This is a genomic window from Bifidobacterium castoris (assembly GCF_003952025.1).
GTDB classification, from domain to species: domain Bacteria; phylum Actinomycetota; class Actinomycetes; order Actinomycetales; family Bifidobacteriaceae; genus Bifidobacterium; species Bifidobacterium castoris.
In genome coordinates this window covers 134,559-159,036 of record NZ_QXGI01000003.1, presented here as the reverse complement: position 1 = coordinate 159,036, position 24,478 = coordinate 134,559, and the positions used below count along the sequence as shown (strand labels likewise).

Annotated in this window: 20 protein-coding genes; 8 read left to right on the top strand and 12 right to left on the bottom strand. The window is 67.6% G+C overall.

Features of this window, described 5'->3' with window-relative positions:
* Positions 1–63: 63 nt before the first annotated feature.
* Together aspS and hisS are read right to left on the bottom strand one after the other, a co-directional pair.
* The gene (aspS, locus tag D2E22_RS04805) at positions 64–1,860 is read right to left on the bottom strand and encodes an aspartate--tRNA ligase (RefSeq protein WP_126031978.1); all 1,797 of its coding nucleotides are present in this window, start codon (positions 1,858–1,860) and stop codon (positions 64–66) included.
* 90 nt (positions 1,861–1,950) lie between these two features.
* Positions 1,951–3,342, bottom strand: coding sequence for a histidine--tRNA ligase (gene hisS, locus D2E22_RS04800; RefSeq protein ID WP_126031977.1), 1,392 nt, complete (start codon positions 3,340–3,342; stop codon positions 1,951–1,953).
* 118 nt (positions 3,343–3,460) lie between these two features.
* On the opposite strand from hisS, the gene D2E22_RS04795 reads away from it, so the two are divergent.
* Positions 3,461–4,888 (top strand): DUF349 domain-containing protein, encoded by a 1,428-nt coding sequence (locus D2E22_RS04795; RefSeq protein ID WP_126031976.1) that lies wholly within the window; start codon positions 3,461–3,463, stop codon positions 4,886–4,888.
* Between the two features lie 726 nt (positions 4,889–5,614).
* On the opposite strand, the gene D2E22_RS04790 is transcribed toward D2E22_RS04795, so the two are convergent.
* Complete coding sequence (locus D2E22_RS04790; RefSeq protein WP_126031975.1) at positions 5,615–6,214, bottom strand: hypothetical protein; 600 nt, start codon at positions 6,212–6,214, stop codon at positions 5,615–5,617.
* Between the two features lie 290 nt (positions 6,215–6,504).
* Complete coding sequence (locus tag D2E22_RS04785; protein WP_126031974.1) at positions 6,505–9,054, bottom strand: ATP-dependent Clp protease ATP-binding subunit; 2,550 nt, start codon at positions 9,052–9,054, stop codon at positions 6,505–6,507.
* A 205-nt stretch (positions 9,055–9,259) separates the two neighbouring features.
* Between D2E22_RS04785 and D2E22_RS04780 the strand changes: the two genes are divergently transcribed.
* Together D2E22_RS04780 and D2E22_RS04775 are read left to right on the top strand one after the other, a co-directional pair.
* Complete coding sequence (locus D2E22_RS04780; protein ID WP_126031973.1) at positions 9,260–10,231, top strand: universal stress protein; 972 nt, start codon at positions 9,260–9,262, stop codon at positions 10,229–10,231.
* A gap of 102 nt (positions 10,232–10,333) precedes the next feature.
* The gene (locus D2E22_RS04775) at positions 10,334–11,347 is read left to right on the top strand and encodes a hypothetical protein (protein WP_126031972.1); all 1,014 of its coding nucleotides are present in this window, start codon (positions 10,334–10,336) and stop codon (positions 11,345–11,347) included.
* Between the two features lie 112 nt (positions 11,348–11,459).
* On the opposite strand, the gene D2E22_RS10985 is transcribed toward D2E22_RS04775, so the two are convergent.
* From D2E22_RS10985 to D2E22_RS04750, 5 genes are all read right to left on the bottom strand, one after another.
* A complete protein-coding gene (locus tag D2E22_RS10985; RefSeq protein WP_126031971.1) occupies positions 11,460–13,031 on the bottom strand; it encodes a DUF3027 domain-containing protein in 1,572 nt (523 codons plus the stop codon).
* A gap of 3 nt (positions 13,032–13,034) precedes the next feature.
* Positions 13,035–13,424 (bottom strand): cold-shock protein, encoded by a 390-nt coding sequence (locus D2E22_RS04765; protein ID WP_126031970.1) that lies wholly within the window; start codon positions 13,422–13,424, stop codon positions 13,035–13,037.
* 177 nt (positions 13,425–13,601) lie between these two features.
* Positions 13,602–15,494, bottom strand: a complete 1,893-nt coding sequence (locus D2E22_RS04760; RefSeq protein ID WP_126031969.1) for a sensor histidine kinase — start codon at positions 15,492–15,494, stop codon at positions 13,602–13,604.
* Positions 15,495–15,559: 65 nt separating this feature from the next.
* Positions 15,560–16,297, bottom strand: coding sequence for a response regulator transcription factor (locus D2E22_RS04755; RefSeq protein WP_126032107.1), 738 nt, complete (start codon positions 16,295–16,297; stop codon positions 15,560–15,562).
* An 89-nt stretch (positions 16,298–16,386) separates the two neighbouring features.
* Entirely contained in the window at positions 16,387–17,388 is a 1,002-nt protein-coding gene (locus D2E22_RS04750; RefSeq protein ID WP_126031968.1) for a TPM domain-containing protein, read from the bottom strand.
* A 97-nt stretch (positions 17,389–17,485) separates the two neighbouring features.
* Here D2E22_RS04750 and D2E22_RS04745 point away from each other — a divergent pair, with 97 nt between their 5' ends.
* Entirely contained in the window at positions 17,486–17,779 is a 294-nt protein-coding gene (locus D2E22_RS04745) for a WXG100 family type VII secretion target (RefSeq protein WP_095613161.1), read from the top strand.
* A 113-nt stretch (positions 17,780–17,892) separates the two neighbouring features.
* On the opposite strand, the gene groL is transcribed toward D2E22_RS04745, so the two are convergent.
* The 3 genes from groL to D2E22_RS04730 form a co-directional block, all read right to left on the bottom strand.
* On the bottom strand, positions 17,893–19,506 hold the full coding sequence (gene groL / locus D2E22_RS04740) for a chaperonin GroEL (RefSeq protein WP_126031967.1): 1,614 nt from the start codon (positions 19,504–19,506) through the stop codon (positions 17,893–17,895).
* Between the two features lie 310 nt (positions 19,507–19,816).
* A complete protein-coding gene (locus D2E22_RS04735) occupies positions 19,817–20,026 on the bottom strand; it encodes a cold-shock protein (RefSeq protein ID WP_126031966.1) in 210 nt (69 codons plus the stop codon).
* 249 nt (positions 20,027–20,275) lie between these two features.
* A complete protein-coding gene (locus tag D2E22_RS04730) occupies positions 20,276–20,953 on the bottom strand; it encodes a LytR C-terminal domain-containing protein (protein ID WP_126031965.1) in 678 nt (225 codons plus the stop codon).
* A gap of 144 nt (positions 20,954–21,097) precedes the next feature.
* Here D2E22_RS04730 and D2E22_RS04725 point away from each other — a divergent pair, with 144 nt between their 5' ends.
* From D2E22_RS04725 to D2E22_RS04710, 4 genes are all read left to right on the top strand, one after another.
* Positions 21,098–21,799: a uracil-DNA glycosylase gene (locus D2E22_RS04725; RefSeq protein ID WP_126031964.1), complete on the top strand. Its 702-nt coding sequence runs from the start codon at positions 21,098–21,100 to the stop codon at positions 21,797–21,799.
* A 114-nt stretch (positions 21,800–21,913) separates the two neighbouring features.
* The gene (locus D2E22_RS04720; RefSeq protein ID WP_126031963.1) at positions 21,914–22,972 is read left to right on the top strand and encodes an AAA family ATPase; all 1,059 of its coding nucleotides are present in this window, start codon (positions 21,914–21,916) and stop codon (positions 22,970–22,972) included.
* On the top strand, positions 22,969–23,946 hold the full coding sequence (locus D2E22_RS04715; protein ID WP_126031962.1) for a DUF58 domain-containing protein: 978 nt from the start codon (positions 22,969–22,971) through the stop codon (positions 23,944–23,946). The genes D2E22_RS04720 and D2E22_RS04715 overlap by 4 nt, the downstream gene beginning before the upstream one ends.
* A complete protein-coding gene (locus D2E22_RS04710; RefSeq protein WP_126031961.1) occupies positions 23,943–24,476 on the top strand; it encodes a hypothetical protein in 534 nt (177 codons plus the stop codon). The genes D2E22_RS04715 and D2E22_RS04710 overlap by 4 nt, the downstream gene beginning before the upstream one ends.
* Positions 24,477–24,478 lie beyond the last annotated feature (2 nt).

Here is a 24,478-nt window from a genome sequence, read left to right as displayed (position 1 = left end):
ATGGTTGCGCCCAGCCCTCTTCGCATCGGTCAGATCGGCCGAATCATCCGAATCGGCGCGGACTCAGTCGTCCTCCTCCGGATCGTAGTCGACTCCGGTCTCCGCGCGCTGCTCATCGCTGATCGGAGCGGGTGCGCCGGTGAGCGGATCGCGGCCGCCGCCGGCCTTCGGGAAGGCGATGACGTCGCGGATCGAGTCCGCACCGGCGAGCAGTGCGACGGTGCGGTCCCAGCCGAGCGCGATGCCCGCGTGCGGCGGCGCGCCGTACTTGAAGGCCTCGAGCAGGAAGCCGAACTTGTCGTTCGCCTCCTCGGGCGTGATGCCGAGCACGTTGAGCACGCGGTCCTGGATGTCGTCGCGGTGGATACGCACCGAGCCGCCGCCCATCTCGTTGCCGTTGCACACGATGTCATACGAATCGCTCATCGCGTGCTCCGGATCCTTGTCGAAGGTGTCGATCCAATCCTTCGACGGCATCGTGAACGGATGGTGCATCGACGTCCACTTCGAGTGACCGACGGCCACGTCGTCGTCATCCGGATCATCGGTGCGCTTGAACAGCGGGAAGTCGACGACCCACGTGAACGCGAACTCGTCGGGCTTGAGCAGTCCGGCGCGCTCGGCGAGCTCGACGCGCACGGCTCCGAGCAGCAGCTGCGAGGATTCGCGCGCGCCCGCGGCGAAGAACACAGCGTCGCCGTCCTCGGCGCCGACGGCCTCCTTGAGCCCGGCGCGCTCCTGCTCGGAGAGGTTCTTCGCGACCGGCCCCTTGAGCTCGCCGTCCTCGGCGAAGACGACGTATGCGAGTCCCTTCGCGCCGCGCTGCTTCGCCCAATCCTGCCACGCGTCGAACTGACGGCGCGGCGTGGCGGCGCCGCCCTTGAAGAGCACGGCGCCCACATACGGGGCCTGGAATACGCGGAACGGCGTGTCCTTGAAGTAGTCGGTGAGCTCGACGAGCTCATTGCCGAAGCGCAGGTCCGGCTTGTCCGAACCGTACTTGTCCATCGCGTCCTGCCAGGTGATGCGGTTGATCGGCAGCTTGACGTCGTAGCCGTCGGCCTTCCAGATCGCCGCGATGACCTGCTCGGCCATCGCCATGACGTCCTCCTGATCGACGAAGGCCATCTCCATGTCGAGCTGCGTGAACTCCGGCTGGCGGTCCGCGCGGAAGTCCTCGTCACGGTAGCAGCGCGCGAACTGGTAGTAGCGCTCGACGCCCGCGACCATGAGCAGCTGCTTGAGCAGCTGCGGCGACTGCGGCAGCGCATACCACGAACCCGGCACGAGGCGCGCCGGCACGACGAAGTCGCGCGCGCCCTCCGGAGTCGACTTGATCATCGTCGGCGTCTCGACCTCGGTGAAGCCGAGCTTGTCGAGCACGGCGCGCGCGGCGCGCATCATGTCCGAACGCAGCTTGACGTTGCGCTGCATCGCCGGACGACGCAGGTCGAGATAACGGTACTTGAGGCGCACGTCCTCGCCCGGCAGCTTGTTCTCGGATTCGTTCTCGAGCGCCGTGGACACCTGGAACGGCAGCGCGTCCGACTTCGCGAGCACGTCGATGCGGTCGGCGACGACCTCGACCTTGCCGGTCGCGAGATGGTCGTTCTCGTTGCCTTCCGGACGCAGGCGCACCGCGCCCTCGACCTCGATGACGTATTCGCTGCGCAGCGGCCGCGCCATCTCCTCGTCGTTGATGACGACCTGCACGAGTCCGCTGCTGTCACGAAGATCGATGAATGCGACGCCGCCGTGGTCGCGGCGACGGTCGACCCAACCGGCGAGCGTGACGCGTTCGCCGACGAGATCCTCGGTAACCTCGGTGGCGTGATGGGTGCGATAAGCCGTCTGGCTCATACTTCCTCTATTCTGTTCGTTTTTCGGTTGTTGTGGTTCCTGCGTCGCGCCGGCGCGCCCGCATCCGCAGAGCGTGCCGGCGCGGGCGGCTCAGGCGTTCGTCTTCACCGTTTGCTGGGCATACACAGTATCCGGCTCCCATGACCGCGCATCGGCGTCGGTCTGCTCGCCGCTGACGATGTTCTTCACCTGGTCGGGGCCGTCGTCCGCCGGGTCCTCGTTGGGGAACCACACATAGGGGATACCGAGTTTGTCGGCATATTTGATCTGCTTGCCGAGCTTGGCGGCCGTCGGCGCGACGTCCGCCGCGATGCCGCGCGCGCGCAGCAGGCGCGCGACCTCGTTCGAGTCGGCGCGGTTCTCCTCGTTCCACACGGCGACGAGGACGCACGCCGGCGAGATGCGCGACGCGGTCGCGCCGGCCGAGTGCAGCATGTAGGAGACGAGCCTCGACAGGCCGATGGACAGGCCGACCCCCGGATATTTGCGGCTGCCCTGCGTCGCGAGGTTGTCGTAGCGGCCGCCCGAGCAGATCGAGCCGAGCGAGTCGGCGCCGTCGAGGAAGGTCTCGTAGACGGATCCGGTGTAGTAGTCGAGTCCGCGGGCGATCTTGAGGTCGGCGATGACCGAGCCCGGGCGGATGCGCGCGGCCTCATCGACGATCATCGTCAGCGTGTCGAGACCCTCCTTCGCCATCGCGTAGTCGCCGCCGTCCATATCGATGTGGTGGATCTCGCACAGGCCGTCGAAACGGTCGATGAGCGCGGCGCCGTCGGACGCGGTGATCTGCGCGAGCTCGAGGCACGCCTTCGCCTGGTCGGGCGTCGCTCCGCATTCGGACACGAGCAGCGAGGCCACCTCGTCGGCGCCGATCTTGTCGAGCTTGTCGATCTCACGCAGCACGCCTTCGATGTCCGTCAGGCCCAGGCCGCGGTAAAAGCCTTCGGAAAGCTTGCGGTTGTTCGCGTGGACGGTGGCCTTCGGCAGGCCGAACTCGCGCAGCCGCTCGAGCGCGCCGACCATGACGAGCGGCAGCTCGACTTCGTAGTGCTCGGGCAGCGTGCCTTCGCCGACGACGTCGATGTCGGCCTGGACGAACTCGCGGAAACGCCCCTCCTGCGGACGCTCGCCGCGCCACACCTTCTGGATCTGCCAGCGCTTGAACGGGAACGGCAGCTGCCCCGAATGCTCGACGACATAGCGGCTCAGCGGCACCGTGAGGTCGAAATGCAGCCCGAGACGCTGCTCGACGGGGGTGTCCGACTCATGGCCGACCTCCTGCAGACGCGAGAGCAGGTAGATCTCCTTGCTCGTCTCGCCTTTCTTGAGCAGGCTCGACCCCTGTTCGATCGCGCGGGTCTCGATGCCGATGAACCCGTTGAGCTCGAATACTTCACGGAGCGTGTCGATGACACGCTGCTCCACTACGCGTTCAGAGGGGAGCCACTCTGGGAAACCTGATATAGATGCACCTTTTGCCACGGTTCCACATCATAAGGGATGTCGCGGAAAATGTATCGATACCATTGCCTACACTAGAGGCGTAAGAGTGTGGATACGTTCCCATTCTTACGTGTCCACCAAGCCTAAGGAGCTGACTATGGCCGACAACAACGTCACCGAACCCCAGACCAACGACCCGACGCAGCAGACGTCCGCCACCGAAGCGGCGAAGAACGCGAAGGCAGCGCCGACGCCGGCGGCCATCAAGGCCCATGCTCCCTCGCCGGCGGCGTTCGCGAAGAACGCGGCGCACGTTCCGACCCCGAAGACCGGCGGCTTCGGCGAATCGGAGATCAAGGACGCGGAGCGCTTCGGCCGCGTCGACGACAACGGCGCCGTCTACGTCAAGGACGGCGACGAGGAACGTGAGGTCGGTCAGTTCCCGGACGCCTCGAAGGAGGAGGCGCTCTCGCTGTACGCGCGCCGCTACCTCGACCTCAAGGCGAAGCTCGACCTGTTCGCGCAGCGTCTCAAGTCGAACTCGATCAAGCCGCGCGAGATCGACGAGACGGTGACGGCGCTGAGCGAGGAGCTCGCCAAGCCCGACGTCGTCGGCGACATCCCCGCGCTGCGCAGCCGTTTCGAGGAGCTCAAGACGAAGGCGCAGGAGAAGAAGACGGCGATCGCCGCCGCGCGCAAGGAGGCCGTCGCGAAGGCGGTCACCGAACGCACGAAGATCGTCGAGAAGGCGGAGGAGCTCGCCGCGGGCCTCGGCGACAACACGAACTGGCGTTCCACGGCGGACAAGTTCCGTTCGCTGTTCGACCAGTGGCAGCAGCATCAGCGCACGACCGTGCGCATCGACAAGACCGACGCGGACGCGCTGTGGAAGCGCTTCTCGTCGGCGCGCACGACCTTCAACCAGTCGCGCCGCAAGTGGGCGCAGGCGCGTGACAACGAACGCGCGGCCGCACGCAAGGCCAAGGAGGCGATCATCGCCGAGGCGAACGAGCTCAAGGATTCGACCGCATGGGCGGAGACCTCGCATCGCTTCAACGACCTGATGGCCCGCTGGAAGCAGGCGGGACGCGCCGGCCGCCAGGAGGACGACGCGCTGTGGGCGCAGTTCCGCGAGGCCGCCGACACGTTCTTCAACGCGCGTCAGGCCGACCGCGACCAGATGAACAGCGCCGAGAAGGAGAACCTCGCGAAGAAGGAGGCGCTGCTCGTCAAGGCCGAGGCGCTCGTGCCGGTCAAGGACGAGGCCGAGGCGAAGCAGGCGCGCCGCCAACTCGCCGAGATCCAGGAGGAATGGGATCAGATCGGCTATGTGCCGCGCGAGGACATGCGCCGCATCGAATCGCGTCTCGATGACGTGGACAAGCAGATCAAGGCCGTCGAGGACGCCGCGTGGAAGCGCAGCGATCCGGAGGCCGACGCCCGCAAGTCCAGCTTCGAGGGGCAGCTCAAGGCGCAGCTCGATGAACTCGACGAGCGGATCGCCAAGGCGAGCGACCCGAAGGTCAAGGCGAAGCTCGAAGCCGAGAAGGCTACGAAGGAGCAGTGGCTCAACGCGATCATGTGATCGCGTCCGCTTCCGGAGCGACGCATAAGGAGGGACGCACCCGATGGTGCGTCCCTCCTTCGTTTTCCTGTTCGTTTCCTGTCCATTCGTTTTTCGCGTCCATCGCCTGACGCCACGTTTCCGCCATCCCTCTGCGCACGCTCTCCGCTCCCCCGTCGCTCATCGGGACGCCGCCTCCGATCGTTTACCGGCGCCACCGTTCCCGATCACCGGCTACGGGCGGCACGCGCCGCCTATGCCCCTTACCGGCGGTGCCCATCCCCGGCCTTGGCTTACCCGGATGCGGCCCGCATCCAACGCTTACGGGCGGCATCCGCCGAACTTGAGATTAGAAGTCACATGCTCGGGGCGCATCCATCGCCCTCCCCCTGCCGACGGCATCGTCGCCGCCGGCGCTCCCGCCACATCATCTTGCGGAATCTTACGGCACGTACAACGCCGTCCCGCTTACGGGCGGCGGCTCCGATCGCAATGCCCCTGGTCCGCATCCTCTTGCGGCGGCGATCGACGCCCTCGCCGCCATCAGCAGGCAGGCGCCGCGAAAAGACGCAAAAGGAAAGGTGCGGCGGACAACCGTATCGGATGTCCGCCGCACCATGAAGAACACTGCGACCGATAGGGAATCGCAATCGCAACAATCAAAACCACTAGGTCATGGGTGGCGCGCGCCGCCTACAAGCAATGCCATCGGCAGGAGTCGCTACCGGTGGCGCAGGGAGGCATGCGTCATTCGAAGAGCACCATGTTCGGATCGTCGGTGGCGGTTCCGTACTTGGTGCCGTCGTAGACGAGGAAGGCGCCGGACTGCAGGTCGTTGCCGGACAGATGCTCGATGTTGACTTCGCTGATCTCGTTGATGATGGCCGCGAGCGCCGGACCTTCCTGAATGTATTGCGCGGCGTTGAGCGAAGCCTCCTGCTCGTCGCGCGGCGCGGCGGCGAACACGTCGTCGGCGTAGGCGCCGATCGCGGTGCGCAGTGGATCGTCAGCGTCCTCGAACTGCGCGGCGAGCCACGACTTCACCGTCTCATGGGCGATGGTGAGCAGCGGTGTGCGGAAGCCGTCCGTCTTCAACGACGAACGCAGCGTGTCCACGTCCTGCGCCGCCGTGTCCTCGTTGATGAACGACGTCTCCTCGCCGGATCCGGCATGTGCCGCGATCGTGGACACCGCCGCGCCGACGAAGCCCGACGCGAGCGCGCCCACGCCTTCCTCGTCGGGGAAGTATCCGTCGAAAGCGTCATGCTGATAGGCGTCGTATGCGCGCGTCAACGCCTCCGGATCGATGGTCTGCGCGTCGATCGTACCAAGTTCCAAAGTGGCCATAATCAAGTCCTTTCGTGCTCATCGACTTTCCGATGACTATTGACGATGGTAGGCGCGACGCCCGTGACATCCTCCGATTCTCCCCATCAGGATAATCGCCGCGCGTCCGCCGTCATTCCCGCGCCGTACTGCCGTATTTTCCGTCCGTCGCTTTTACGCATGGCGAACCTTCTCACGTCGTCGCATGATCCGGACTGACGCGGGCTGCGGGACGCACGATACGAAAGGGCGCGCACCGGGATTCGGTGCGCGCCCTTTCATCGCGGCGGATACGCGTCGTCAGCACAGGCTCATTCGGCGCCGCCCACCGGCTGCGGCTCCTCGACGACGACGTCCTTGCTCGCATCGCCCTCGTCGGCCGCCGGCAGCTCGAAGGGTTCGCCCTTGAAGGTGAACTCGCCGAGGATGCCGTCGCCTTCGGCGTCGACGACCACGCGTTCGTTGTCGTTGAGTTCGCCCATCAGGATCTTCTCGGAGATCGTGTCCTCGATGTCGCGCTGGATGACGCGACGCAGCGGACGCGCGCCGAGCAGCGGGTCGAAGCCCTTCTGCGCGAGCAGGTCCTTCGCCTTGTCCGTCAGGTCGAGCTCCATGTGGCGTTCGAAGAGGCGGTCGTTGAGCTGCTTGACGTCCAGATCGACGATCTGGCGCACCTGCGGCTCGGTGAGCTGGCGGAACACGATGATGTCGTCGAGACGGTTGAGGAACTCGGGGCGGAACTGCTGCTTGAGCTCGTTCGAGACCTGGTCCTTCATCCGCTGGTAGCTCGACTCGGTGTTGCCGCCCATGTTGAAGCCGGTGTTCGCCGCCTTCGCGATGTCGCGCGTGCCGAGGTTCGTCGTCAGGATGATGATCGTGTTCTTGAAATCGACCTTACGTCCCTGGCCATCGGTGAGATGACCGTCGTCGAGCACCTGCAGCAGCGTGTTGAAGATGTCCGGATGCGCCTTCTCGATCTCGTCGAAGAGCACGACCGAGAACGGCTTGCGGCGCACCTTCTCGGTGAGCTCGCCGCCCTCCTCGTAGCCGACGTATCCCGGAGGCGCGCCGAAGAGGCGCGACGCGGCGTACTTCTCGGAGAACTCCGACATGTCGACGCGGATGAGCGCGTCCTCGTCGTCGAACAGGAACTGCGCGAGCGTCTTCGCGAGCTCGGTCTTGCCTACGCCGGTCGGGCCGGCGAAGATGAACGAGCCCGCCGGGCGCTTCGGATCCTTGAGACCCACACGCGTGCGGCGAATCGAACGGGACAGCGCGGAGACCGCCTCGTCCTGGCCGATGATGCGCTTGTGGAGCTCCGATTCCATCGACATGAGCTTCTTCGATTCCGCCTGCGTGAGCTTGAACACCGGGATGCCGGTGCTCTGCGAGATGACCTCGGCGATGACTTCCTCATCGACGACCATACGGACGTCGGATTCGCCTTCGCGCCAGGCCTTCTCCTTCTCCTTGCGTTCGCCCTCCAGCTTCTCCTGGCTGTCGCGAAGCTCGGCGGCCTTCTCGAACTCCTGGTCCTTGATCGCCTGGTCCTTGTCCTTGGCGATCTTCGCGATGCGGCCGTCGAGCTCCTTGAGCTCCGGCGGCGCCGTGAGACGCTTGATGCGCAGACGCGCGCCGGCCTCGTCGATCAGGTCGATCGCCTTGTCCGGCAGGTTGCGGTCCTGTATGTAGCGCGCGGAGAGCTCCGCGGCCGATTGCAGCGCGCCGTCGGTGATCGTCACATGATGATGGTTCTCGTAACGTGCACGCAGACCTTTAAGGATCTCGATCGTCTCGGCGATCGACGGCTCGGCGACCTGAATCGGCTGGAAACGGCGTTCGAGCGCCGCGTCCTTCTCGATGTATTTGCGGTATTCGTCGGTCGTCGTCGCGCCGATCGTCTGCAGCTCGCCGCGCGCGAGCATCGGCTTGAGCATATCGGACGCGCCGAGCGCGCCGTCCGCGGAGCCCGCGCCGACGATCGTGTGGATCTCGTCGATGAACAGCACGATGTCGCCGCGCGTCTTGATCTCCTTGAGCACCTTCTTGAGGCGCTCCTCGAAATCACCGCGGTAGCGCGATCCCGCTACCATCGAGCCGAGGTCGAGCGAATACACCTGCTTGTCCTTGAGCGTCTCGGGCACGTCCCCCGAGACGATCTTCTGCGCGAGCCCTTCGACGACGGCGGTCTTGCCGACGCCCGGCTCGCCGATGAGCACCGGGTTGTTCTTCGTGCGACGCGAGAGCACGACCATGACGCGCTCGATCTCCTTGCTGCGCCCGATGACCGGGTCGAGCTTGCCTTCCTGCGCCTCGGCGGTGAGGTTGCGGCCGAACTGGTCGAGGATGGCGGAGCCGCTCTGGCCGCGCTTGTCCTGCACGCCGCCGGCGTTCGCCATGTCGCCCTTGTCTTCCGAACCGTTCGAATTGCCACGGATCATGTCGATCGTCGTGGTACGCAGTTCCCCGAGGTCCACGTCCATCTTGATGAGGACCTGGGTGCCCACGCCTTCACCCTCGCGGATGAGGCCGAGCAGGATGTGTTCGGTGCCGATGTAGCTGTGCCCCAGCTGCAGCGCCTCACGCAGCGAGAGCTCCAGCACCTGCTTGGCGTGCGGCGTGAAGGGGATGTGGCCGTTCGGCGCCGCATTGCCCTTGCCGATCATCTCCTCGACCTGCTTGCGCGTGTCCTCGAGCGTGACGCCCTTGGCCTCCAAGGCCTTCGCGGCGACGCCCTCTCCCTCACGAATCAGGCCGAGCAGCAGATGCTCGGTGCCAATATAGTTGTGCTGGAGGGCACGAGCCTCTTCCTGCGCGAGCACGATGACGCGCCGCGCACGGTCGGTGAACCGTTCGAACATGCTTGTCCTTCCATGACTTAGTAATTCCACACCACTCTACAGATTTCTGATGACGTTTATTTCCATGCCGTCCGAGTTTCTCCGCCGGACGACTACGTTATGCTTGAAGATGGTGAGCGAAGCCGCGCGCGGGGCGCGCGACGAGGAACGAGTCCGGCGCCGTATGCGCACGGGCCGGCCGATACTACCAACGAAGGAGCAACGCATGAACGCAGCAATCGATTCCCTCAATCCCTCCGGGGACATCGTCGTCGGCGTCGACGGCTCCCCCGAATCGTTCTCGGCGCTGCGCTGGTCGCTGCAGCAGGCGCGGCTGTCCGGGCAGCGAGTCAACGCCGTGTACGGGTGGTCGTATTCGTGGGACATGGGTCCCGAGCCGGCGAACAAGGCGGATGCGCTGCGCGAGCGCATCGCCGACGAACTGCATGTCTGGGTCGAGGCGGCGTCGAAGGACATGGACCTCGCCGACGAGCAGATCGAGCTGACGTCGTTCCGCGCGGCCGCGAGCACGGCATTGCTCGAGATCGGCGCGAACGCACAGCAGATCGTCATCGGACGGCGTTCGATGAGCCGCGTCGCGCGCTGGCTGCTCGGCTCGCTCTCCTCGTCGCTCGCCGAGGAGGCGAGTGTTCCTGTCACGATCATCCGCAGCGCGCAGGACGAGGACATCGACGTGCAGGACCAGATCGCGAACGCGCTGTCGCCGAACGACCAGGACGTGCATTTCGTGACGCCGCACGTCGAGATCCCGCGTACGGCGCGCCCGATCGTCGTCGGCGTCGACGGCTCGGACATATCGCGGCGCGCGCTCGTGTTCGCGGCCGGCCTCGCCAGGCTCAACGACGCGCCGCTGCATGTCATGTTCTTCTGGAGGATCAAGGATCTGGACACGGTGCCCGGCTATGAGACGAGCGTCGCGCCGATGGACGTCGCCCAGAAGTACGCGATGCGCCGCCTCGAGGGGTTCATCGACGACGTGAAGCTGCCGAAGCCGCTCGACGTGACGCCGAACGCGTTCCACATCTCCCCCGGCAAGGGGCTCGTGAGCGCGTCGCGGTACGCGCGGCACGTCGTCGTCGGTTCACGCGGCCTCAGCGGTCTCGACGCGCACTTCCTCGGCTCCGTCTCCAAGCAGGTGATCAACTCGGCCGAATGCAACGTCACCGTCGTGCACTGAGCGGCGCGCGCCTCGGCGCGGTTCACCCTGAGCTCAGCGTCGCGGCGCGTCCCTCCGTGCGGCGCATAGACTGAGTGCATCCGGAAGGCTGATGAGGACACGATGACGAACGACACGCACTCACGAGACGACGAGACGACGAACGACGAGACGACGTCGGCGCACGAGATCGAGGAATCCATCTCGGCATGCGACGCGACGCGGGAGGCGTCGAGCGACACGGCCGAGTTCAACAGGCAGACGCCTTCCTCCTTCGCACCGCGCGATGACGATGACGATGACGATGACGACGGCGAAGGACGCAGGTCGGAGCGCTCGAAGCATCAGGACGGCGACGACCATCCCGATCATGAGGACCGCTCCGAGCTGCGCCGTTCGACGAAGCGGCGCCGGCGCCTGCCGTGGCTGACGGCCGTCGTCGGCGTGCTCGTGCTGTGCGCGGCCTTCGGCTACCTGTACGCGAACGGCAACATCAGCGGCACGCCGCGCGCGAAGGCGATGGCCTCGTGCCAGACGCAGGCGGCGCAGGCCGCCGAGGCGAAACGGCTCGCGGACATGGCGATCGACTCGACGAAGACGTACATCGACGACACGAAGACGCGGATCGACACCGACGACCTGCGCAGGCTCAACGTCCTGATGGACGACGCCGGCAAGGAACCGGCGATCCCGGCATGCACGATCACGACGCGGGACAACGATCTCAAGGCGCATGCGAAGACGTCGAAGGAGCTGCACGACGTCTACATCACGATCGCGAAGGAGCTGCTCGCGATCACCGGTGGCACAATCGACGGCCTCGACAACGGGTCCTCCTCCGATGCGACGACGCCGGAGCCGACCGCGACCGTCACCGAGGAACCGTCGCCGGCGCCGAGCGCGACGAGCGACCCGTCGGCGAGCGCGACGCCGACGCCCGACGCGACGGCCACATCCTCGCCGGAGCCGAGCACGTCGGCCTCGCCGACCTCCTCGCCGAGCGCGACGCCGACGCCTACCCAGACCGGCGCTGCGTCGCCGTCGCCCGATTCCTCCGCCCGGCAGTCGGCGGCGGCGCAGTCGGACACGCAGTCTAACAGTGCGCGGCGCGATACGGCGTCGGCGGCGGACCGCTGACGGCGGGAAGGAGCCCAGTCTTCGCGGATACGGCGGGGGCGTGTGACGGATGATGCCGTCACACGCCCCCGCCGTATCCGCCGTCATCCGCATCGGCGGCGCCGCGGATCGGTCAGTCGTGCGCCTCCTGATACGGCTCGACGACGTCCTCATTCCCCTGCGTCGCGTCGGATGCGGCCCCGGCGATGTTCTCGACTTCGATCTCGGCACGCTCGAGCGTTTCCTGCTGCGCAGCGTCCTCCATCTGGGCGGAGTCCTCCGGCTCGACGACGGCCGACGCCCCGGCGTCCGCCGTCGTCGCAGCGGCATCGGCGTCCTGCGCCGCCTCGGCCTTCGCCTCCAGCGCATCGACGAAGTCCTCTCCTTCGCCTTCGGCGTCCGTCGTCAACTCGGCGACGACCTGTGTGTGGCCGATCGTGTCCTCGTCGCCGGTGGCGGCGACCGTCTCGCGCTGTTCGTCGGTGACGATGTCCTCGGCCGCGTCGACGATCTGCTGCGCTTGGGCCTGCCGCGGCGCATCGGCGGCCGCCTCGTCGGCGATCGCGTCACGAGCCGCCTCACGCTGCGCGTCGGCGTCGGGCATCGGCACGACGGCGCCCTGCACGGCACGCCGCTCCTCGCGGCGCACGTCGTCGCCGTCCGCCGCGTCCGCGCCGTGCAGGCCGCCGGCAACGCCGTGCCTCTTCGCGTCGACGATCGTTTCGATCAACTCGACTTCGCCGCGTTCCTCGCGCGGGCTCTGCGCGACGATGTCGATATGCACGTCGTCGTAGGCGGGCTTCGTCTGGATCCACAGACGGCTCGGCTCGGGCGGCTCGATCTGCGAATGCTCGCCGCAGCCGTGGTCGAGCGAGACGACGCGTCCGTCGTCGGGGCTCCAACGGTTCGCGCAGACGCCGAACATCTCGGACAGGTCGCCGCGCAGCGAGATGAAGAAACCGCAGGTCGAGCACACGTTGCCGTTCGCCGTCTTCGTCGAAAGCGACTTGGGGCCGTGCGGCCCGTCGTACCAGCGCTGCGCCGTCTGCGCGCGTCCGATCGGCGACATCACCGAACGCCGCGACAGGTCGAACTCCTCGATCGCGTCATGCAGGTCCTGCTGCGTCGTCGCCGAGCCGGCGCCATCCGCCCCATCGGCGTCGCGCCGCCCTTCCTCGACATCCTCGACCGCCTCGGTCACCGTCTCGACGCCTTCGACGACCGCCGCGGCGGCGTCGAGGCGCGTCCCGGCGATCGTCTCGGCCGTCTGCGCCCCCCGGACGGCGTCCTTCGCGGCGGCCTCGTCGACGGGTCCATGGGTCGTCTCGATCCGCTCGACCGCCTCCTCGGTGACGCCGGCCTCGAGCCGTTCGTCGCTGGGCTCGGTGCCGATCGAGTCGGTCACCGACAGATCCGAGGGTTCGAGGCGGTCCTTCCACGGCACCCATGGCGGGGGCAGCAGCGCCTTGTCGGTCGGGATCAGCGACGCCTCGTCGACGGTCCATCGGTCCGCACCGACGTCGTGGAACAACGTGACCGACCATTGCCAGCCCTCATAGCCGACCATCGTCGCCACGAAACGGAAATCGGTCACCCCGTCGCAGGTCGTCTCGCTCGTCACGAAGTCGCCGACGTGGGAGGCGTCCTGGGCCGTGTCGATCGCGACGGCGCGCGCAAGCGCCTCAGGGTCAAATTCTTCTGCCATCGTTCATTCCTGTACGTCGAAGTTGTCCGCGACGGCGCGCAGCAGCTGCGCGAGCTTGTGGCTGTCCGCCTGCGACGGGTAGCGGCGGCGGTGCAGCTGGTTGCCGGCGTCGTCGAGGAGCTTGATGAGGTCCTCGACGATCGCAGCCATGTCGTCCGGCTTCGGCCGTGTCGCCTTGACGAGCGACGGGGCCGTCCTGACCGGAGTCACGCTCATCGCGACCGGTCCGCGGTTGCCGTCGACGACCGAGTACTCGACACGGGCGCCCTTGCGCAGTTCGCTCACCCCCGCAGGCAGCGAGGTCTGCGGAAGGAACACGTCCGGACCCTCATCGCCGGCGATGAACCCAAATCCCTTCTTCGCATCGAACCAACGTACACGTCCGCTAGGCATGTCCACCTCTCACTGTTCACCAGATTATCGTCTTGTTACTGTTGCCGTCCTGACGCGGGGACCTCCCCGCGTTCTTACCAAATCTTCATTCTACCGCACCGCCTGCGCATCCGTCGAGCGCTTGCGTTCGGCATAGGCGGCGCATGGGGTCCGGCGTGTACGGGGCGCATGCGCCGCTCATGCGGTCCGGAGCCGTCCCCTGGACTCGAAGCCCTTCCTTCCGCCTTCGCCGGACGGCGTGCGCGCCGCGGGGGGACGGCGGACGGTCTTGCCGGCGGCCTCCTTGTGCGCGGTGCCCTTGCGCGTCCTGTCCCTGCGGTCGGCGTCCTTATGCGCCTGATCGGCGCCCGCGGCATCGTCCAACGTCGTGTCGTCGCCGCGCGTGAGCGGCAGGACCAACGTCAGCGTCAGGCCGCCGCCGTCGCTCTCGCCGGCGCAGATGAAGCCCTGATGCGCGTTGACGACCGAGTGCGCAATCGCCATGCCCAGTCCGGTGCCGCCCTTGAGTCGCGCGCGGGAGGGGTCGGCGGTGTAGAAGCGTTCGAAGATCTTCGCACGCGCCTCGGCCGGCACGCCGGGACCGTGGTCGGCGAAGCGCGCGACGGCGACCATCATGCCGCGGTTCGTCGTCGTGTATTCGGCGGCTGCGCGCAACACGCGCGCCATCGACTCGTCGTCGGGCGGCAGCTGCGCCAGTTCGTCGACGTCCATCGCCACACCGATGACGCCGAGCGACAGCTCGACCGGCGAATCGTGCGGCGTGTAGCGGTGGATGTTGCCGACGATGTTCGTGACGACCTGCTGCAGACGCGCGCCATCGGCGATGATCGTGACCTTCGGCAGCGGCCCGTCGGTCATCGTCAGCGCCGGATGCGCCGGGTCGGCCATGTCGAGGCCCACGACGCCGGTACTGATGCGGCGTTCCGGGTCGAGCGCGTGCAGGTCGCTCGCCGAGTCCGCGAGGACGGCGCCGAGGTCGACGCGCTGCGTGATCGAGATGCCTTGGCCCTCGTCGAGCCTGGTGAGCGAGAGCAGGTCCTCGACGAGCACCGTCATGCGCGCGCTCGACGCCTCGATGTGGTCGATCGAATCGTCGGCGCGCAAGAGCGCGTCGGCGGCGTCGCCGGTTCCGCGCTGCATCTTGTACAGCTCGGCGTAGCCGTGGATCGCGGCGAGCGGCGTGCGCAGCTCATGGCTCGCGTCGGAGACGAAGCGTTTCATCTTGTCGGTCGTCGCCTGCTGCTGGCGGAAGCTGCGTTCGATCTGCGCGAGCATGAGGTTGAGCGAACGCGACAGCGAGCCGATCTCAGTGCCCTCCGGCGCCGACGGGATGCGCTGCGACAGGTCGCCGTTGGCGATCTTCGCGGCCGTCTTCTCGATGCGTTTGAGCGGCTCGAGCGTGCGCTGCACGAGCAACGCGCTGACGACGCCGCCGAGCATGACGACGGCTATGCTCACCATGACGCAGAACTTCGTCAGGTTGTCAATCATGTCGATCTGGTTGCCCAGCGACAGGCCGATATAGATGATGCCGCGGTCGTGCTGGATGCCGTTCGCGTCCTCGCTGATCCAGCGCAGCGCGACGACGCGCCACGGATACTCGGCCATCGTCATCGTCGAATGGTCGGGGGTGCGCGTCGCGTTCGACGTGTCGACGATCGCCGGCGTCGTGTACGGCTTCGCGAGTTCGTGGCCGGAGAGGTCGCCGTTCGCCGGCAGCTGCGGGCGGGAGACGACGCCGTCCTTGTAGACCGGCTGCAGCAGCACCGTCGACGTGTGCGAGGACGCGTCGTAGGCCTGCACATAGTAGCTGATCATCGGATTCGACGCGTTCGCTTTGTCGTTGAGCAGCACCGTGTTCTTGAACACGAGCTCCGCCTGCTGCAGCAGCTGGCTGTCGGTGCGCTGCATCATGTAGTTGCTGACGAGCTGCGTGAGCGCCAGCGAGATGCACACGGTGCCCACCGACAGCAGCACGATGATCGAGGCGACGAGCTTCGCGCTCAACGAGACACGCGCAAGCGGCCCGCCCTCGCCTCGCGAGGCCGCGCCTGTGCCGGTCCTGCCCATCGTCCGTGCCTCCTGCCGTTCCTTGCCGTTCCCCCGTGAGGATCCACCCGCCGTCCCGGGCGCGTTCAGCTGCGCGGGACCCTGATCATGTAGCCGATGCCGCGCTTCGTCTCGATCAGCGGCTGCACCTTGCGCTTCGTGCCGTCCTCGTCGGTCACCTCGAGGTCGTCGACCTTCTTGCGCAGATAGGAGATGTACGATTCGACGATCGCCGCATCGCCGCCCCAGTCGTACTGCCAGACGTGGTCGAGGATCTGCGCCTTCGACAGCACGCGCCCCTCGTTGTCCATCAGGTAGCGCAGCAGCTTGTACTCGGTGGGGCTCAGGTCGATGGGCTGGCCGGCGCGCGTCACGTCGTGCGAGTCCTCGTTGATCTCGAGATCGCCGACGCGGATGACCGGATCGTCCTCGACGTGCTCGCGCGTACGGCGCAGGATCGCCCGGATGCGCGCGACGACCTCCTCGAGGCTGAAGGGCTTGGTCACGTAGTCGTCGCCGCCGACGGTCAGCCCCATGACCTTGTCCTGCGTGTCGTCGCGTGCGGTCAGGAAGAGGACCGGCGCGTCGATGCCCTCCTGGCGGATGCGGCGCGTGACGGTGAAGCCGTCGATGTCCGGCAGCATGACGTCGAGGATGATCAGGTCCGGCTTCGTGCGTTCGATGACCTCGATCGCCTCGGACCCGGAGGCCGCGGTCTCGACCTCGTAGCCGGCGAAATGCAGCGAGGCGACGAGGAGCTCGCGGATGGACGGCTCGTCGTCGACGACGACGATCTTTGCTTCAGTACCTTTGCTCGCGTTCATACCGCTCATGATGGACTCGCCGTCTGAAGGTTTCCTGAATGTCCTCTGTGAGTTCCGTCGCATACCGGCGCATCCTCGCGACCGCCGGCTCATCCCTTGTACTTCGCATGCGGATCGGCGCCCTCGACGGCGGTCTCGGCGGTTGGGGAGGCGGCATCGGCCGCGGGCGCCACGGCCGCGGCGTCCGTCCCCGCCGATGCGGCGTCCGCGTCGGCGGCATCAGTGCCCTCGGTGACATCGGTGGCATCAGTGGCATCAGTGGCATCAGTGGACGCATTGTCATGCGCAACCTGCTCCTCGTCGCGGACCCCCGCTTCCGCGCTGGCGGCGACCTCGCGCCGGCGGCGCACGACGACGGCGACGCCGACGACGACGGCCGCGAGCGCGACGGCGCCACCGAACGCGATGAGGCCGACCGCGACGGCCGAACGGGACGTCGCCGTGTCCTTCTCCTTGGCGATGACGTCCATCATGTCGATCGCCGAACGCGCCCAGTCGGGGCTTTCGCCGGCCTTGACGTCGGTGAGAGGGGCCGACGCCGCCTCGGAGAGCGCGTCGACGCTTTTCTGGCTGCCCAGCCATTCGTCCGAGCCCGGCGAGACGACGACGGCGAGGTTGCCGTCGTTCGACGCGACGGCGAGCAGCACGGTGTTCGGCTCCGGATCGAGCGACCGGAGCGTCTGGCGCGCCCATTCGTCCGGCGGGTCGGTCGAGTTGAACGAATCGACGTAGATGAGGCGCACCTGCACGCCGGTCTGCTCACGCGTGCGCGTGATCGCGTCGGAGACTTTCGCGATGTCGTTGCCGAGCAGGTTCTGCGTGTCGAGGATGTAGCCGCCGTTGGGGTCGACGGCGGTCGTCGCGTCGTCGGTCGCGGCGCCGTCGGCGGTCTGCGACGTCGTCGGCGAGGGCGACGGGTCGTCGGCGAGGGCGACGGGCGCGCCGGCGAGCGCGCCGGCGAGGACGAAGGCGAGCGCGGACGCCGCGCATCGGCGCGCGAGCCGCCGCATCACGCCGTCGGTGGAATGTGGACGACCGTTCCGTCCGTACACAGGGGTCGTCTCGCCTTGGTTCTCGATTCGCGTTGTCATACATTCCACAGTACCGGTCGGCGGTCACATGCCCTCCGGCGTTCCGCCAAGGCGGAGCGGCAGTTCATCGGAACAACGGAAGAAAGGAACAGGGACGATGCCCCAGTATCAGGTGGATTCGGAACGCATCCAGGCGTCGAGCGCGGCGGTGTGCTCGTCGGTCGCGCAGATCAGGCAGGCGGTGGGCGGCATGTACGCGAACCTCAACGCGTTGCAGGACTGCTGGCACGGCGCCGCGGCGACGCAGTTCACGGCGCTCGCCGCGCAGTGGCGCGCCGCGCAGCAACAGATGGAGCGGTCGCTGGAATCGATCCAGCAGGCGCTCACGCAGGCGTCGACGGTGTACGCCGACGCCGAGCATGCGGCCGCAAGGCTCTTCGCGGCCGGCTGACGCGGCGCGGCGCCCCTCGCCGAACGACGAAGGTCCCGGCTCCCCCTCCGGGGAGTCGGGACCTTCCCATGGTCAGGCGGCCATGGTCATCGTCGCATGGTAGCGGACGTGGATCAGTAGCCCATGTCCTGGCCCGCGCCGGCGGCCGGGGCCGGTTCCGGCTTGTTCGCGACGACGGCCTCGGTCGTCAGGAACAGGCCGGCGATCGACGCGGCGTTCTGCAGCGCGGAACGGGTGACCTTGACCGGGTCGGTGACGCCGGCGGCCATCAAGTCCTCGTAGGTGTCGGTCGCGGCATTGAAGCCTTCGCCCTCGGGCAGCGACAGCACCTTGTCGAGCACGACGTCGCCGGAGAGGCCGGCGTTGTCGGCGATCTGCTTGAGCGGCGCCTCGATGCCGCCGAAGACGATCGCGGCACCGGTGGCCTCGTCGCCTTCGAGCTTGACGTTCTTCTCGGCCTTCGCAGCGGCCTGCACGAGCGCGACACCGCCGCCGGGCACGAGGCCCTCTTCGATGGCGGCCTTCGCGTTGCGCACGGCGTCCTCGATGCGATGCTTGCGTTCCTTGGCCTCGACCTCGGTCGCGGCGCCCACCTTGATGACGGCGACGCCGCCGGCGAGCTTGGCGAGACGCTCCTGCAGCTTCTCGCGGTCGTAGTCGGAGTCGGTGTTCTCGATCTCGGCGCGGATCTGCGCGACGCGGGCCTCGACGTCCTCCTTCGAGCCGCCGCCGGAGACGATCGTCGTCTCGTCTTTGGAGACGATGACCTTCTTCGCGGTGCCGAAGACGGACAGGTCGATCGAGTCGAGCTTGAGACCGATCTCCTCGGAGACGACCTGGCCGCCGGTGAGGATGGCCATGTCCTGAAGCATCGCCTTACGGCGGTCGCCGAAGCCCGGGGCCTTGACGGCGCAGGACTTGAAGGTGCCGCGGATGTTGTTGAGGATCAGCGTCGGCAGCGCCTCGCCGTCGACGTCCTCGGCCACGATGAGCAGCGGCTTGCCGGTCTTCATGACGAGCTCGGCGATGTGGACGACGTCCTGCTGCGACGAGACCTTGTTCGACGTGAGCAGGATGTACGGGTCGTCGAGGACCGCGGTCTGATCTTCGGCGTTGGTGACGAAGTACGGGGAGATGTAGCCCTTGTCGAAGCGCATGCCCTCGGTGAACTCGAGGTCGAGGCCGAAGCGGTTGTTGTCCTCGACGGTCACGACGCCGTCCTGGCCGACCTTGTCGAGCGCCTCGGCGATCTTCTCGCCGACCTCGGGATCGGCGGCGGAGATCGTCGCGGTCGCGGCGATCTGCTCCTTCGTCTCGACCGGCTTGGCCGAGGCGACGAGCTCCTTGACGATGGCGTCCGAGGCCTTCTCGATGCCGCGGCGCAGCGCGATCGGATTCGAGCCGGCGACGACGTTCTTGAGGCCCTCGTGCACGAGCGACTGGGCGAGCACGGTCGCGGTGGTGGTGCCGTCGCCTGCGACGTCATCGGTCTTCTTCGCGACTTCCTTGACGAGCTCGGCGCCGATGCGCTCGAACGGATCCTCAAGGTCGATCTCCTTGGCGATGGAGACGCCGTCGTTGGTGATGGTCGGCGCACCGTAGGTCTTGTCGAGCACGACGTTGCGGCCCTTCGGTCCCAGCGTCACCTTGACGGTGTCCGCGAGCTTGTCGAGACCGGCCAGCATGCCCTGGCGCGCTTCCTCATCATATTCAATGATCTTTGCCATGTGTTCCTCCGCTATGGGATAGATACGTCATTACGACATCACCCGGGACATCGAAGCGGCCGCCGACCGTCAGCTTTCGGCGATCACTCCCATCGCCCGAGTGCTACATCGCAGATTAGCACTCTCACCGCTCGAGTGCCAACCCGACATGCTGCACATTGCGCTGTGGGCAAGATATGACCGGCCGGATGTGCGGCGCGCCGCGCCGGCGCCCATCGGTGTGTCCCGGATACGACAAGGCCGGACGGCGTTCCCGCGGGCGGTTCCACGCGGGTCGGCGTCCGGCCGGGACGGGGCTTGCGGCGGGATGCTACCGTTTGATCACCGATACCTTCGTCGCGCGCAGCCCCTTCGGCGTGTCCTCCAGCGCGAACTCGACGGCGTCGCCCTCGCGCAGCGTGCGGAAGCCGTCCGACTGAATCGCCGAATAATGGACGAAGACGTCGCTTCCTCCCTCCGCCGCCGTGATGAAACCATAACCCTTGCCAGCACTGAAGAACTTGACGGTTCCCTGTGTCATTTCCCTATTTCTTTCTTTAGCCAAACCATAGAAGATCACGATCGGCATGACCCGTGACCTAAAACGTCCCCAATCATCGGGAATCAGACCGCAATCGCTACCCCAGTGTAGCCACCCATATGACCGGGATGCGGCGCACGCCCCGAATTTGGACGCCCCGGACGGCGTTTCCTCCCGTCCCGGGCGCAGAAAAACGGGTCCGCGCACCCAAAGGCGCGCGGACCCGTGACGTCTGCCGTGAACCGGGGATCACTGCATGAGCACGACGACGACCGGCGCCCCGATGCCGGGCGCCTGCTCGACGGCGGAGATGCCAAGCGTGTTGGCGACCGCCTGGGCCGTGGCCAGATCGGCGTCGTTCTGGTACCACACGACGCTCTGCCCGGGCAGCGCCATGTCGCCGGGGTTCATCGGCGTCGCGTTCGTGTAGCCTTCGGCGACGAGCTTCTGCGCCTCGGTGGATGCGTAGCCGTCCTGGGCGGTGCCGTTGACGACGCTGATCGCCGCCGCCTTGTTGACCTGCTGCGACTCCTCGGGCGTCGGCGCCTGGGACGATTCGCTCGGGGAGGCCGGTTCGGACGGCGACGCCGATTCGCTCGGGGAGGCCGGTTCGGACGACGCAGACGAGGATTCGTCCGACGAGGCCGCGGATTCGCCGTTCCCGGCGGCCGCCGTCGTCTGCGCGACCTGCGCGCTCGAGCTCGCCGACGACGAGACGCGGCCGCGCAGCAGGTTCGCCGCCTCGCCGGAGAAGATGCCCCAGAACAGCACGCCGGCGGCGACCGCGGCGATGATGACGATGGCGAACGGCGTGAGCCTGACGCCCCAGGGGCGGGCGCCCCGGTGCACGCCGACCGGCCCCTGGGGCGGGTCGTCGTAGGCGTCCTTCGGGTAGGAGTCGTAACCTTCGCTGTCCTTGCGAGCCATAATGGTCCTTCCGTGTCGTACGGGCGTGTGCGCGGCCGGCGCGGTCATCAAGGCGCGCGCACGACGTTCCCGCAACTCACTATAACGAAGGCACTGGGCACGCCGCAACGCCGCAGGACCCACGCCGCGGGTACGCTTGGAGCCATGAGCAGACCATGCAAGCCACTGAGCGAATCGATAGACCCGCAGTGGGCGCTCGCCCTCGCCCCCGTCGAGGAGCAGATCCACCATATGGGCGACTTCCTGCGCGAACAGGCCGCCGAAGGCAGGCAGATCCTGCCGGCCGCGCACGACATCCTGCGCGCGTTCCGGGTGCCGCCGATGCGCGACGTCAAGGTGCTCATCGTCGGGCAGGACCCGTATCCGACGCCGGGATACCCGGTCGGCCTGAGCTTCTCGGTGGCGCCCGATGTGCGCCCGCTTCCCAAGAGCCTGATCAACATATATAAGGAACTGCAGGACGACCTGCATGTGCCGCCGCCGCGCAACGGCGACCTGAGCCCCTGGACGCGGCGGGGCGTCATGCTGCTCAACAGGAGCCTGACGGTCGAGGCGCACCATCCGAACAGCCATCAGGACAAGGGATGGCGACCGGTCACCGACGCCGCGGTCAAGGCGCTCAACGCGCGCGTGGACGAACAGGGCCGCCCGCTGCCGCTCGTCGCGATCCTGTGGGGCCGCAACGCGCAGACGCTCGCGCCGCTGCTGTCGAACGCCTTCATCATCGCCTCGGCGCATCCGAGCCCGCTGTCCGCCTCGCGCGGGTTCTTCGGCTCGCGCCCGTTCTCGCGCGCGAACGCCGCACTCGAGGCGATGGGCGCCTCCCCGATCGACTGGTCGCTCTAGACGCCGCCGGGGCATCGGAGGGCCGGCGCCGCCCCCAGTGAACACGGCCCACGCTCAAGCACGGCAAGTACAATGTGCTCTCGAACCCATCCGAACTACAGAAGAGTGCATGCCATGGCCTTGTTCCAACAGCAACCACAGACGCCGCCGGCCGCCCCGCCGGCCGCCCCCAAACCCCCGGCGCTGTCCGCCCAGGACGCGGCGCGTGCGCAGCAGCTCGTCGCACAGATCCGCAACCGCTTCGCGGCGACGCTCGTCGGACAGGACAACCTGCGCGAATCGCTGATCACGACGCTCGTCGCCGGCGGCCACATCCTCATCGAATCAGTGCCGGGCCTCGCGAAGACGACGGCCGCCCAGACGCTCGCCACCTCGGTCTCCGGCACCTTCAAACGCGTCCAGTGCACACCCGACCTGATGCCCTCCGACCTCGTGGGCACGCAGGTCTTCGACTTCTCGACGCAGCGCTTCTCGACGCAGATCGGTCCGATCCACGCGAACTTCGTACTCCTCGACGAGATCAACCGTTCGAACGCGAAGACGCAGTCGGCGATGCTCGAGGCGATGGCCGAGGGCGCCACGACGATCGGAGGCCAGCGCATCCCGCTGCCCAAGCCGTTCATGGTCATCGCCACGCAGAACCCGATCGAGGAGGAGGGCACCTTCAACCTGCCCGAGGCGCAGATGGACCGCTTCATGATGAAGGCCGTCATGACCTACCCGACGCCCGAGCAGGAGGTCGCGATGCTCGCGATGCTCGCGCGCCGCGGCTCCGACACGCTCGATCCGACTGCCGTGACGCCGGACGTCGTCTCAATCCCCGACGTCGAGTTCCTGTGCGCCGCCGCCCGGAAGGTCCACGTTTCGGACCCGATCATGAAATACGCGGTCGACATCGCCGACACGTCCCGCGGCGGCGGCCCGAAGCCCGTCCAGGGGCTGTCGTCGCTCGTACGCCTGGGGGCCTCGCCGCGCGCCTCGATCGCGCTCGTGCGCATCGGCCAGGCCTCGGCGCTGATGGCCGGCCGCGACTATGTGATCCCCGAGGACCTCAAGCGCTTCGCGCACGAGGTGCTGCGCCACCGCATCCTGCTGACCTTCGAGGCCCTCGCCGACGGCGTCGACGCCGATCAGGTCGTCGACCAGATCGTCAGGGCGGTCCCGGTTCCATGATCGACGCCCGCCGACACGAAGACCCGGTGCGCCGGCGCATCGAGGCCCTGGGCACGTCGATGTCGCTGCCGACCGTCGCACGCGCGCTCGGCGTGCTCGAGGGCGAGCACCGCTCGCCGCGGCGCGGCGGCACCGACGACCTGCTCGACGTGCGCGCCTACGAGATCGGCGACGAGGCGCGCCGGATCGACTGGAAGATCAGCGCGCGCTCCGGCCGCACGATGGTCGTGCAGCGCGAGCGCTGCTCGAGCAGCCGCGTCCATCTGCTGATGGACGCCGGCCGCGAGATGACGGCCACGTGCCCGTCGGGCGAACGCGCGTACGCCGTCGCCGCGAACGCGCTGTGCATGTTCGCGGCGCTGACGCTGCGCCGCAGCGACAACGTCTCCCTCGTGCTGGGCGACGCGTCGCGCATCATGCGCGTGCCGTTCCACGGCGGCTTCGCGCAGTTCGAGCGCAGGATCGACGAGACGCTCGACCGCCCGTGGCGCTGCCCGCGCAACCTCGGCGCGTTGCTCGACTACGCGGTCCGTCTGCGCGACCGCCACGCGCTCATCGTGCTGGCGACCTGCGGCGGCGCCGTCGGCGACGACGAGCTGCGCCGCGTCCGCCGCATCGCGCAGACCCATCCCTTCGTCCTCATCGACGTCGCCACCATCAACCCCTTCGCCGCCGAGCCGGTCGCGGGCAGGCGCGGCATGCGCGTCGTCGACGGAGCGAGCGGCCGGCGCATCCCCGCGTTCCTGACGCGCCGCACGCTCACCGACGAGGTCGCCACGCACCGCGCATACCGCGTCTCGGCGCTGCGCCAGGAGCTGTCGCGCGCCGGCGCACGCCTCATCCACGCCGATTCGAGCGAGGCGATGTTCCACGATTTCGTCCGTCTGATCTCGCTGAGCCGTCTGGGCGCGCCCGGCGCGCGCTCCCATCTGCGCGTCGGCGCGGCGCGACCGCGCAAGGGGGTGTCCGCATGAGACCATCCGTCATGATGATGCCGTCCGGTCTCGCCGCCTCCGATGAGCTCAGGCCTGTTCCGGCGCCACAGCTCGCGACGCCGCTGTGGATCTGCTGCGCCGTCGCGCTCGCCCTCGCCGCCGTGTGCATCGCGCTCGCGTTCATGCCACGGCGCGCGGACGCGAGGCGACGCCCCGCCGGCGCGCACGCCGATGGTTCCGACAAACGCGCCTGGCTTGCGCGTATCGACGCCGTCGTGCATGACTACGACGCGCGGCGAATCACGGCCGACGATGCCTATGCGCGCCTCGCCGCGATCGCGCGCGCCTTCGCGTCGGCGCGCTCGGGCCGTCCGCTCGCCACGCGCACGTTGCGCGAGCTCGAACGCGAACCACGTGGCGGCGACGCCGGCAACTGGGATGCGCTGCGCATGACGATCGCCGCGCTCTACCCGCCCGAATTCGCCGACGCCGACCATCCGCGCGTGCGTGAGGCGTCGGTGGCGACGGCCGCCGGCTGGGTGTCCGATCTCGTGGAAAGGTGGCGCTGACG